This window comes from Herbiconiux sp. L3-i23, assembly GCF_023734115.1.
GTDB lineage: Bacteria > Actinomycetota > Actinomycetes > Actinomycetales > Microbacteriaceae > Naasia.
The window spans coordinates 2835005-2847744 of sequence record NZ_AP025737.1 but is presented as its reverse complement, the minus strand read 5'-3'; the positions used below and the strand labels follow the sequence as shown (position 1 = coordinate 2847744).

Annotated in this window: 5 protein-coding genes and 3 rRNA genes; 6 read left to right on the top strand and 2 right to left on the bottom strand. The window is 62.3% G+C overall.

The window, feature by feature from the left end:
* Positions 1-52 precede the first annotated feature (52 nt).
* The 4 genes from NGH83_RS13600 to rrf all read left to right on the top strand — a co-directional run bounded on the left by NGH83_RS13600 (position 53) and on the right by rrf (position 9981).
* Positions 53-3928 (top strand): DNA-directed RNA polymerase subunit beta', encoded by a 3876-nt coding sequence (locus tag NGH83_RS13600; protein WP_251856787.1) that lies wholly within the window; start codon positions 53-55, stop codon positions 3926-3928.
* 724 nt (positions 3929-4652) lie between these two features.
* Positions 4653-6173: ribosomal RNA gene (locus NGH83_RS13595) — 16S ribosomal RNA — on the top strand.
* Positions 6174-6626: 453 nt separating this feature from the next.
* Positions 6627-9737, top strand: a 23S ribosomal RNA gene (locus NGH83_RS13590).
* A 127-nt stretch (positions 9738-9864) separates the two neighbouring features.
* Positions 9865-9981: ribosomal RNA gene (gene rrf, locus NGH83_RS13585) — 5S ribosomal RNA — on the top strand.
* The 16S, 23S and 5S rRNA genes sit together here, the layout of an rRNA operon.
* Positions 9982-10028: 47 nt before the next feature.
* Here rrf and NGH83_RS13580 read toward each other — a convergent pair.
* Positions 10029-10679: a cation transporter gene (locus NGH83_RS13580; protein ID WP_251856786.1), complete on the bottom strand. Its 651-nt coding sequence runs from the start codon at positions 10677-10679 to the stop codon at positions 10029-10031.
* The gene (locus tag NGH83_RS13575; protein ID WP_251856785.1) at positions 10679-11014 is read right to left on the bottom strand and encodes a helix-turn-helix transcriptional regulator; all 336 of its coding nucleotides are present in this window, start codon (positions 11012-11014) and stop codon (positions 10679-10681) included. Before NGH83_RS13575 ends, NGH83_RS13580 begins: the two co-directional genes overlap by 1 nt.
* Before the next feature lie 187 nt (positions 11015-11201).
* On the opposite strand from NGH83_RS13575, the gene NGH83_RS13570 reads away from it, so the two are divergent.
* Positions 11202-11492 carry a hypothetical protein gene (locus tag NGH83_RS13570; RefSeq protein ID WP_251856784.1) on the top strand — a complete coding sequence of 97 codons (291 nt, stop codon included), beginning with the start codon at positions 11202-11204 and terminating at the stop codon, positions 11490-11492.
* Positions 11493-11926: 434 nt separating this feature from the next.
* Positions 11927-12499: a hypothetical protein gene (locus NGH83_RS13565; protein WP_251856783.1), complete on the top strand. Its 573-nt coding sequence runs from the start codon at positions 11927-11929 to the stop codon at positions 12497-12499.
* The last annotated feature ends 241 nt before the right edge of the window (positions 12500-12740 follow it).

Genomic DNA, 12740 nt, shown 5'->3' with positions numbered 1-12740 from the left:
CCGCAGCCGTCACTAGAACCTTTTTCATACGAAACGTAGGAAAGAAGAGAAATTGCTCGACGTAACCACTTTTGACGAGCTGCGCATCGGCCTTGCCACGGCCGACGACATCCGCCGCTGGTCGTACGGTGAGGTCAAGAAGCCCGAGACCATCAACTACCGCACGTTGAAGCCCGAGAAGGACGGCCTCTTCGGAGAGCAGATCTTCGGGCCGAGCCGTGACTGGGAGTGTGCCTGCGGCAAGTACAAGCGTGTCCGCTTCAAGGGCATCGTCTGTGAGCGCTGCGGTGTCGAGGTCACGAAGTCGTCGGTGCGCCGTGAGCGCATGGGCCACATCGAACTCGCCGCACCGGTCACCCACATCTGGTACTTCAAGGGTGTCCCGAGCCGCCTCGGCTACCTCCTCGACATGGCGCCGAAGGACCTCGAGAAGGTCATCTACTTCGCGGCGTACATGATCATCGACGTCGACGACGAGGGTCGTCACGCCGACATGCCCGACCTCGAGAACGAGCTCCGACTCGAGATCAAGACGCTCAGCGACCAGCGCGACGCGCGCATCAACGACCGTCTCCAGAAGCTCGAGGTCGACCTCGCGGCTCTGGAGGAGGAGGGCGCCAAGAGCGACCAGAAGCGTCGCACCAAGGACGGCGCCGAGAAGGAGATGGGCCAGATCCGCAAGTCGTACGACGAGCAGATCAACCACCTCGAGCGTGTCTGGGACGAGTTCAAGAGCCTGAAGGTCGGCGACCTCAAGCCCGAGGACGCCGTGTTCCACGAGCTCCAGGACCGCTTCGGCATCTACTTCGACGCGTACATGGGCGCCGAGGCGATCAAGAAGCGCCTCGAGGCGTTCGACCTCGCGGCCGAGGCCGAGGACCTCCGCCTGCAGATCGCCGAGGGCAAGGGTCAGAAGAAGATCCGCGCCATCAAGCGTCTGCGGGTCGTCAGCTCCTTCCTCGCCACCGGCAACTCGCCGGCGGCGATGGTGCTCGACGTCGTCCCGGTCATCCCGCCGGAGCTGCGCCCCATGGTGCAGCTCGACGGTGGCCGCTTCGCGACCTCCGACCTCAACGACCTCTACCGTCGTGTGATCAACCGCAACAACCGTCTTCGTCGTCTGCTCGACCTCGGCGCCCCCGAGATCATCGTGAACAACGAGAAGCGGATGCTGCAGGAGGCCGTCGACGCCCTGTTCGACAACGGCCGCCGCGGTCGCCCCGTCACCGGTACCGGCAACCGTGCCCTCAAGTCCCTCAGCGACATGCTGAAGGGAAAGCAGGGTCGTTTCCGCCAGAACCTGCTCGGAAAGCGCGTCGACTACTCGGGCCGTTCGGTCATCGTCGTCGGCCCGCAGCTGAAGCTGCACCAGTGCGGTCTGCCCAAGCAGATGGCGCTCGAGCTGTTCAAGCCGTTCGTGATCAAGCGCCTGATCGACCTGAGCCACGCTCAGAACATCAAGGCCGCGAAGCGCATGGTCGAGCGCAGCCGTCCGCAGGTGTGGGACGTGCTCGAGGAGATCATCCGCGAGCGCCCCGTCCTGCTGAACCGTGCGCCCACGCTGCACCGTCTCGGCATCCAGGCCTTCGAGCCCATGCTCGTCGAGGGCAAGGCGATCCAGCTGCACCCGCTCGTCTGCGCCGCGTTCAACGCGGACTTCGACGGTGACCAGATGGCCGTCCACCTGCCGCTGTCCGTCGAGGCCCAGGCCGAGGCGCGCATCCTGATGCTCGCGTCGAACAACATCTTGAAGCCCTCCGACGGCCGCCCGGTCGCCCTGCCCTCGCAGGACATGATCATCGGTCTGCACCACCTCACCACCGTCCGCGAGGGCGCTGTGGGCGAGGGGCGTGCGTTCGCGTCGATCGCCGAGGCGATCCTCGCCAAGGACCAGGGCACGCTGCACCTCAACGCGAAGGTGAAGATCCGCCTCGAGGGGCTGCACTTCGCCGAGGGTCAGGAGCCCGAGGGCTTCGTGCAGGGCGAGAAGTTCCTGCTCGAGACCTCCCTCGGTCGCGCCCTCTTCAACGAGGCGCTGCCCGTCGACTACCCGTACGTCGAGGCCGTCGCCGACAAGGGCCGCCTGTCGGTCCTGGTCAACGACCTCGCCGAGCGGTACCCGAAGACCGAGGTCGCGGCGACGCTCGACCGCATCAAGGACGCCGGCTTCCATTGGGCCACGCGTTCCGGTGTGACCGTCGCGCTGTCCGACATCGTCGCGCCGCCGTCGAAGGCCTCGATCATCGAGGGCTTCGAGAAGCAGGCCGCGAAGGTCCAGGGCCAGTACGACAAGGGGCTGACCACCGAGGCGGAGCGTCGCCAGGAGCTCATCGAGATCTGGAACAAGGCCACCGCCGAGGTCGCGACCGCGATGCAGGACAACTTCGCGCAGGACAACAACATCTTCCGGATGGTGTCGTCGGGTGCTCGTGGTAACTGGATGCAGGTCCGTCAGATCGCCGGTATGCGCGGTCTCGTGTCGAACCCCCGTGGTGAGATCATCCCGCGTCCGATCGTGCACTCCTACAAGGAGGGTCTGACCGTCGCCGAGTACTTCATCTCGACGCACGGTGCCCGTAAGGGTCTGGCCGACACCGCTCTGCGCACCGCCGACTCGGGATACCTCACCCGTCGTCTCGTGGACGTCTCGCAGGATGTCATCATCCGCGAGGACGACTGCGGTACGACCAAGGGCCTCGAGCTGCGGATCGCCGAGGACGGAGTGCGCGACGCCAACGTCGAGAACTCGGTCTACGCGCGTTCCCTCGCCGCCGATGTCGTCACCGAGGCCGGCGAGATCCTCGCCGAGGCCGGAGACGACGTGGGCGACGTCCTCATCGACAAGCTGGTCGCCGGCGGGATCGAGCACATCAAGGTGCGCTCGGTGCTGACCTGCGAGTCGGCCGTCGGTGTCTGCGCCGCCTGCTACGGCCGTTCGCTGGCCACCGGCAAGCTCGTCGACATCGGTGAGGCCGTCGGCATCATCGCGGCCCAGTCGATCGGTGAGCCCGGAACCCAGCTCACGATGCGTACCTTCCACACCGGTGGTGTCGCGTCCGCCGACGACATCACGCAGGGTCTTCCCCGCGTGCAGGAGCTGTTCGAGGCCCGTACCCCGAAGAGCGCGTCGCCGATCGCCGAGGCCGCAGGCCGCATCACGATCGAGGACACCGACCGTCAGCGCCGCATCATCCTCACGCCCGACAACGGCGACGAGGAAGTCATCTACCCGGTGCTGAAGCGTGCCACCCTCCTCGTCGAGGACGGGCAGCACGTGGAGCTCGGTCAGCAGCTGCACGTCGGGTCGGTCGACCCGAAGGAGGTGCTGCGCGTCAAGGGCGTGCGCGCCGTGCAGCAGCACCTGGTCGAGGGTGTGCAGAACACCTACCGGTCGCAGGGTGTGCCGATCCACGACAAGCACATCGAGGTCATCGTGCGGCAGATGCTGCGCAAGGTCACCGTCGTCGAGCACGGCGACACCGACCTGCTGCCCGGTGAGCTCGTCGACCGGTCGCGCTACCAGGAGGTCAACCGCGCCGCGGTGGGCGAGGGTCGTCGTCCGGCGTCCGCTCGCCAGGAGGTCATGGGTATCACCAAGGCCTCGCTCGCGACCGAGTCGTGGCTGTCGGCCGCGTCCTTCCAGGAGACGACCCGCGTGCTCACGCAGGCCGCCATGGAGGGCAAGAGCGACTCCCTGGTGGGCCTCAAGGAGAACGTCATCATCGGAAAGCTCATCCCGGCCGGTACTGGCCTCGCCAAGTACCGCGACATCCGGGTCGAGCCGACCGAGGAGGCGAAGGCGGAGCGTTACCCGAACCGTCTGTTCGGTGACGACACCGCGTTCTCCGGCGACGCCGACCTGTCGTTCGTGGACTTCGACGCCTTCACCGGCGGCGACGACTTCAACACGACCGGCAACTACAGCTGAGCGCAGTGCTCGTCAACTGAGTAAGTGAAACGAAGGGCCCCGGCCTCCGAGAGGAGCCGGGGCCCTTCGTCGTCCCCCCGCGAGATCCGATATTTCGGGCACAAACGCACGTTCCGGCGGGCTCACATGCCCGGAACGTGCGTTCTCGCGACGGCGCCCGGGCCACCGACTGATCCACCCCCGGATGGGCGACACGCCCGGGGCGACATGTGATTTGCGGAGGCGGCGGATCCCGCGTAACTTATTCCCTTGTCGCCCCAAAGGCACGGAAGAGCGGAAAGGCTCGCCGGCCTCAAGCGGGACCACTCAGTCGGAATCCGACAGCACGACGCAGTTTGCTGCGAAGGGCAAGTCGGTATAGGCTTTGTGAGCTGTTCGGGACTGCATCAAACAGTCCGCGGTCGACCGTTGATCGGTCGGCAAGAACGCTTCGAGCGTTCCACACGAACACACAATCGTAAGCCCGCATGAACCCTGCCCGTGTGGTGGGGAGTGTGGAGCGTCCGATCCTTGAGAACTCAACAGCGTGCACTAAGTCAATGCCAAATTACCTCGGCCTCTTGCTCGTCTGATAGACGCAGCGCAGGGGTTTGAGATCCCTTTGGTTAGATGGATTGTCAGTAGACAGTCTTTTTAGTCAGTATCAACTCGCTCGTGTCTCCGGTTTTCCCCGGGGTTCGGGTATATGGTTTGCCTCCTGCTTTTGTGGGGGTGCAGTCAGACATCTACGGAGAGTTTGATCCTGGCTCAGGACGAACGCTGGCGGCGTGCTTAACACATGCAAGTCGAACGGTGAAGCAGAGCTTGCTCTGTGGATCAGTGGCGAACGGGTGAGTAACACGTGAGTAACCTGCCCTTGACTCTGGGATAAGCGTTGGAAACGACGTCTAATACCGGATACGACCTTCGGAGGCATCTCCTGGGGGTGGAAAGAATTTCGGTCAAGGATGGACTCGCGGCCTATCAGCTTGTTGGTGAGGTAATGGCTCACCAAGGCGACGACGGGTAGCCGGCCTGAGAGGGTGACCGGCCACACTGGGACTGAGACACGGCCCAGACTCCTACGGGAGGCAGCAGTGGGGAATATTGCACAATGGGCGCAAGCCTGATGCAGCAACGCCGCGTGAGGGACGACGGCCTTCGGGTTGTAAACCTCTTTTAGTAGGGAAGAAGCGAAAGTGACGGTACCTGCAGAAAAAGCACCGGCTAACTACGTGCCAGCAGCCGCGGTAATACGTAGGGTGCAAGCGTTGTCCGGAATTATTGGGCGTAAAGAGCTCGTAGGCGGTTTGTCGCGTCTGCTGTGAAAACTGGAGGCTCAACCTCCAGCTTGCAGTGGGTACGGGCAGACTAGAGTGCGGTAGGGGAGATTGGAATTCCTGGTGTAGCGGTGGAATGCGCAGATATCAGGAGGAACACCGATGGCGAAGGCAGATCTCTGGGCCGTAACTGACGCTGAGGAGCGAAAGCGTGGGGAGCGAACAGGATTAGATACCCTGGTAGTCCACGCCGTAAACGTTGGGAACTAGATGTGGGGTCCATTCCACGGATTCCGTGTCGCAGCTAACGCATTAAGTTCCCCGCCTGGGGGAGTACGGCCGCAAGGCTAAAACTCAAAGGAATTGACGGGGGCCCGCACAAGCGGCGGAGCATGCGGATTAATTCGATGCAACGCGAAGAACCTTACCAAGGCTTGACATATACCTGTAAAGGCTAGAGATAGTCTCCCCGCAAGGCAGGTATACAGGTGGTGCATGGTTGTCGTCAGCTCGTGTCGTGAGATGTTGGGTTAAGTCCCGCAACGAGCGCAACCCTCGTTCTATGTTGCCAGCACGTTATGGTGGGAACTCATAGGAGACTGCCGGGGTCAACTCGGAGGAAGGTGGGGATGACGTCAAATCATCATGCCCCTTATGTCTTGGGCTTCACGCATGCTACAATGGCCGGTACAAAGGGCTGCGATACCGTAAGGTGGAGCGAATCCCAAAAAGCCGGTCTCAGTTCGGATTGAGGTCTGCAACTCGACCTCATGAAGTCGGAGTCGCTAGTAATCGCAGATCAGCAACGCTGCGGTGAATACGTTCTCGGGCCTTGTACACACCGCCCGTCAAGTCATGAAAGTCGGTAACACCCGAAGCCGGTGGCCCAACCCTTGTGGAGGGAGCCGTCGAAGGTGGGATCGGTGATTAGGACTAAGTCGTAACAAGGTAGCCGTACCGGAAGGTGCGGCTGGATCACCTCCTTTCTAAGGAGCTTCTGGATGGCTTCGGTCATCCCAGAGCCACTACACAGGCGAATGTTCTGTGGTGGTTTGCTCATGGGTGGAACATTGATTTAGGTCACGGGTTGACACGATCCGGTTCGTCAGTACGGTTCGCCTTCGGGTGGATCTGGAACACGGCTGGTGAGGTTCCTGTGGCGTGCACGCTGTTGGGTCCTGAGGGACCGGGCCGGCCTGAGAGGGTCGTTCGGGACTTCTGGACCTCGTCATGTCACCCCCTGGTGGGCTGGTCGTGAGGGGTACCGCCCGTACTTTGAGAACTACACAGTGGACGCGAGCATCTTAGATTCCGAACTCTGCCGGCTACGGCGGGCGGAGTCGGGATCACAACAAAGATTTACGTGTGCCTTCGGGTGCACAAGATCATTGGTCAATCTCCGCAGCAGCAGTGTTGCGGCGATCGATTCATACTCATGTGGTCAAGTTTCTAAGAGCAAACGGTGGATGCCTTGGCATCTGGAGCCGAAGAAGGACGTAGTAATCTGCGATAAGCCTCGGGGAGCTGATAAACGAGCTTTGATCCGAGGATCTCCGAATGGGGAAACCCCGTCAGGCGCAGCAATGTGACCTGATGACTCCCGCCTGAATATATAGGGCGGGTAGAGGGAACGTGGGGAAGTGAAACATCTCAGTACCCACAGGAAGAGAAAGCAACCGCGATTCCGTTAGTAGTGGCGAGCGAAACCGGAACAGGCCAAACCATATCTGTGTGATAGCCGGCAGGCGTTGCAGGTGTGGGGTTGTGGGACTCTCAGGCTGATCTGCCGATCAGCACGAGTTACAGCGCGATATAGACGAACAGCATTGAATGGCTGAGCACAGAGGGTGGCACTCCCGTAGTCGAAATGTCGTTATGGCTTGGAGAGTATCCCAAGTAGCACGGGGCCCGAGAAATCCCGTGTGAATCTGCCAGGACCACCTGGTAAGCCTAAATACTCCCAGATGACCGATAGCGGACAAGTACCGTGAGGGAAAGGTGAAAAGTACCCCGGGAGGGGAGTGAAATAGTACCTGAAACCGTTTGCTTACAAACCGTTGGAGCCTCCTTGTAGGGGTGACAGCGTGCCTTTTGAAGAATGAGCCTGCGAGTTAGCGATATGTGGCGAGGTTAACCCGTGTGGGGTAGCCGTAGCGAAAGCGAGTCCGAATAGGGCGACTTGAGTCGCATGTCCTAGACCCGAAGCGAAGTGATCTACCCATGGCCAGGTTGAAGCGACGGTAAGACGTCGTGGAGGACCGAACCCACTTCAGTTGAAAATGGAGGGGATGAGCTGTGGGTAGGGGTGAAAGGCCAATCAAACTTCGTGATAGCTGGTTCTCTCCGAAATGCATTTAGGTGCAGCGTTGCGTGTTTCTTGCCGGAGGTAGAGCTACTGGATGGCCGATGGGCCCCAAAAGGTTACTGACGTCAGCCAAACTCCGAATGCCGGTAAGTGAGAGCGCAGCAGTGAGACGGTGGGGGATAAGCTTCATCGTCGAGAGGGAAACAACCCAGACCACCGACTAAGGCCCCTAAGCGTGTGCTAAGTGGGAAAGGATGTGGAGTTGCATAGACAACCAGGAGGTTGGCTTAGAAGCAGCCACCCTTGAAAGAGTGCGTAATAGCTCACTGGTCAAGTGATTCCGCGCCGACAATGTAGCGGGGCTCAAGCACACCGCCGAAGTCGTGGGATTCGTATTTTTGGTAAGCCTTCGTGGTTCAGCCGTACGGATCGGTAGGAGAGCGTCGTGTGGCGAGTGAAGCGGCGGTGGAAACCAGCCGTGGACGCTACACGAGTGAGAATGCAGGCATGAGTAGCGAAAGACGGGTGAGAAACCCGTCCTCCGAAAGACCAAGGGTTCCAGGGCCAGGCTAATCCGCCCTGGGTAAGTCGGGACCTAAGGCGAGGCCGACAGGCGTAGTCGATGGACAACGGGTTGATATTCCCGTACCGGCGAAGAACCGCCAATGCTAATCCAGTAATGCTAAGAGTCCGAATCCACGGGCGGATCCTTCGGGTGAAGCCTGTGGCCTAGCACTCGACCCAGTCTGGTGCGGCAAGCGTATTAACAGGTGTGACGCAGGAAGGTAGCTGAGCCGGGCGGTGGTTGTCCCGGTGTAAGGACGTAGGGCGAGAGATAGGCAAATCCGTCTCTCATACAGCCTGAGATCCGATGCGTACCCCTCACGGGGGAAATCAGTGATCCTATGCTGCCGAGAAAAGCATCGACGCGAGGTTCTAGCCGCCCGTACCCCAAACCGACTCAGGTGGTCAGGTAGAGAATACCGAGGAGATCGAGAGAATCGTGGTTAAGGAACTCGGCAAAATGCCCCCGTAACTTCGGGAGAAGGGGGGCCTGAAGCGTGAACGGACTTGCTCCGGGAGCGCCGTATGGCCGCAGAGACCAGTGGGAAGCGACTGTTTACTAAAAACACAGGTCCGTGCCAAGTCGCAAGACGATGTATACGGACTGACGCCTGCCCGGTGCTGGAAGGTTAAGAGGAAGGGGTTAGCTTTTGCGAAGCTCTGAATTTAAGCCCCAGTAAACGGCGGTGGTAACTATAACCATCCTAAGGTAGCGAAATTCCTTGTCGGGTAAGTTCCGACCTGCACGAATGGCGTAACGACTTCCCAGCTGTCTCAACCGCGAACTCGGCGAAATTGCACTACGAGTAAAGATGCTCGTTACGCGCAGCAGGACGGAAAGACCCCGTGACCTTTACTACAGCTTGGTATTGGTGTTCGGTGTGGCTTGTGTAGGATAGGTGGGAGACTGTGAAGCTCGGACGCTAGTTCGGGTGGAGTCATTGTTGAAATACCACTCTGGTCACTCTGGATGTCTAACTTAGAACCGTAATCCGGTTCAGGGACAGTGCCTGGTGGGTAGTTTAACTGGGGCGGTTGCCTCCCAAAAAGTAACGGAGGCGCCCAAAGGTTCCCTCAACCTGGTTGGCAATCAGGTGGCGAGTGTAAGTGCACAAGGGAGCTTGACTGTGAGACTGACAAGTCGAGCAGGGACGAAAGTCGGGACTAGTGATCCGGCAGTGGCTTGTGGAAGCGCTGTCGCTCAACGGATAAAAGGTACCTCGGGGATAACAGGCTGATCTTGCCCAAGAGTCCATATCGACGGCATGGTTTGGCACCTCGATGTCGGCTCGTCGCATCCTGGGGCTGGAGTAGGTCCCAAGGGTTGGGCTGTTCGCCCATTAAAGCGGTACGCGAGCTGGGTTTAGAACGTCGTGAGACAGTTCGGTCCCTATCCGCTGCGCGCGTAGGAAATTTGAGAAGATCTATCCCTAGTACGAGAGGACCGGGATGGACGAACCTCTGGTGTGTCAGTTGTCCTGCCAAGGGCACCGCTGATTGGCTACGTTCGGAACGGATAACCGCTGAAAGCATCTAAGCGGGAAGCCGGCTTCAAGATGAGATTTCCATCCCTTTTGGGGAGAGGCTCCCAGTAGACGACTGGGTTGATAGGCCGGATGTGGAAGCAGGGACTAAAGACCTGTGCAGCTGACCGGTACTAATAAGCCGATAACTTGATTACTTCACCACCTTCGGGTGGTAGTGAGTATGAATCGCAACGACTGTTGCTCGCGTCCACTTTGTGGTTCCCGATGTACGGGAACAAGAATCGTCCATTCGTGGACGGTCAGGCGAAACATCGATAGTGTTTCGGCGGCCATAGCGAGAGGGAAACGCCCGGTCACATTCCGAACCCGGAAGCTAAGACTCTCAGCGCCGATGGTACTGCAGGGGGGACCCTGTGGGAGAGTAGGACACCGCCGGACTCCTTTTCAAAGAAGGGCCACCCAGTGATGGGTGGCCCTTCTTCTGTTTAACGCGCGTTCTCCTCGGCCAGCATGCCGACGGAGGTCGCGCACGCATCACCGCGCCACGCTTCGACCCCTTCACGGATCGCGAACACCACGACCACGAGGGCGGCGATGGAGTCGGCCCACCACCAGCCGAACAGTACGTTCAGCACCAGCCCGATGAGGACCGCAGCGGAGAGGAGCGCGCAGAGCAGCGTCTGCGTCGAGTCCGCCACTGCGGTCGCGGAACCGAGCTCACGGCCTGCCCGGCGCTCGATCAACGACAGGAACGGCATCAGAGCGACGCTGACGGCCGTGAGCACGATGCCTGTCGCACTGTGATCGGCCTGCTCGCCCGATACCAGCGCAGCGACGGAGCTCCCGGTCACATAGGCGGCCAGCGCGAAGAACGCGACCGCGATCACTCGCAGAGTCGGCTTCTCGTAGCGTTCCGGGTCGGTGCGCGTGAACTGCCAAGCGACGGCGGCGGCGGAGAGCACCTCGACGGTCGAGTCCAGTCCGAAGCCGATGAGGGCGACCGAGGAGGCGGCGGCGCCGGCGCTCACCGCGACGACGGCTTCGACGAGGTTGTAGACGATCGTGACGGCGACCACGACCTTGATCCGGCGCCTGAGGACGCGGGTGCGCTCGGTCGACAAGGGGGGAGCGACCATCAGCAGTCGCACCCGTCTCCGTCGCAGCAGGTGGGGTCGACGAAGAGGACGACCCGGAGCAGCTCGTCGAGGGCCGGCGCGAGGTGCTGGTCGGCGAGGCGGTACCAGGTGCGTCGACCGTCAGGCACGGCTTCGACGAGACCGCACCCGCGCAGACACGCGAGTTGATTGGACATCACCTGGCGGGAGACGCCGAGCGACGCCGCAAGATCCGACGGATAGGCCGGCGCCTCGCGCAGCGCCAACAGGACGCCGGCGCGGGTGCGATCCGCCAACGCGTTGCCGAGGCGCGCGAGGGCGGCCGTGTGGGTGACAGAAGCGAGGGTCATCGACATGGTGACGACGGTACAGGCGCGGCTGTATTCACGGAAGTGTGAACCGTGGTCGTGGTGAGTCGATCATCACCGGCGCCCCCTGTGATGGCACCCGGATGCGGGCGTATCGCAGCACGACCTACGCCAGTACTGTCGTGCTCACGAGCGGTCGGGGGGATCGCTCGTAGGGGGAAGAATCATGACTCTGGTGGCAGAATCGGCGCGCGCGATGAGCGAGTCGGTCAGCATCGACACGCAGCCGTTCGCCTTCATCGGCAACGACCTCTGGGGCAATCCCGTGCGGGGACGCATCGACGCGATCGACGTCGACGCCGCTCGAGGACATCTGCGCCAGCGCGGCATCACCGCGGCGCTCGAGCAGCGCGACGGCGAGCCGGCACCGTACACGGTGCAGCTGTCCATCGCGCCACGCGCCTCGGCGTCCGTCGGCGAGCTGGTGCGACGCGTGCTCACCGCTCGCGCCGCACGTCGCGGCTGAGCGGGGGACGGCGCGTGTCCTCCAAACTGCCGACACCCGGGTTGGGGACTGCCCAGCGGCGGGACATCGCGTAATTTCATAGATACGGAGCTGGGGGGCTCCCATAGGTGCGGCGCTGGGGGGCGCCGCACCTCTTCTCTTTAACCGGTAGTTCCCGGCGCGGATGGCGCAGAGGCCGCCGCCGCGTCCGCCGACACCGGCGGATCTCGGTCGCCGGAGGGTAGTCCGTTCGGGGGACCCCCGTGTCCCCCGAATGCGGCCTGTCGCGGGGGTGGCGCCCGACAATACGGTGGAGGGACGCTGATTACCCGGTCAGCGGCGGACGGCCACCCACCGACCGCTCGATTCCTCACGCCTGGACCCAAGGTGACGTACCCGACGTACGCGGTTCGCCGCGCCCCCTTCTCTCTCCGCCTCGACTGCGAGGCGTCCGCATGAGCGTGCTGCGCCCCTACCGGCTCGAGCGCGAACTCGACAGCGCTTTCTACCACTGGCTTGCCTGGCTGCCGCAGTGGCAGCCCGACTCGCTGCGACCGCGCCAGTCCACCTGCGCGCGTTGCCCGCGCTACGTCGACGCCCTAGGGCTCGACGAGCTACCGCACGCGCCCCTGCATGGACTCTTCGGTGCCGTCGAGCTCCTCGTCGCCCAGCAGTTCGACCGCGAGGTCGACGCCCAGTTCCCGGGCCTGCGTGCCGGCGGCGACTGGACGGTCGGCGTGCACCACGGCGTCGTGCACGTCGCGAACCGCGACGGCGAATCCCTCGACATCGTGCTCGAGCGCCAGGAACGCAGCGTCGCCCTCGACGTGCCGACTTGGGTCAGCGCCGACGAAGCCGCCGATGCGCGAGTCACGCTGGTGCGCAGCTACTGGTCCTTGTTCGAGGCCGCCGTCGCGCGCCTCGGCCTGCAGCGCTCCTTGATCCTCCGCGCCGTCGACGCCCACGTCGAGCCGAAGGTCCGACGCCTCGCCGACGAACTGATCGCCGAGGTCTGCGGCGCGGCCTGATCGCGGCCTGAGCCCCGCTCCCGCCCCTTCTTCACCGACTCATCACCGACGCCGCGGCGTCGGCCGCTCCCCGGCGGCCGCCCCGCGACAGCATCACCATCCAGCACCACTACTTAACACCACCACCCCGGCGCCGACCCCTCGGCGCAACACCCACCCTCACCCCCCCTCCACCCGAACTCGCCGCGCCCACCCCGGCGCGCAAGAGGAGCCCCCATGTCGAACGCCGCTATCTCGAGTC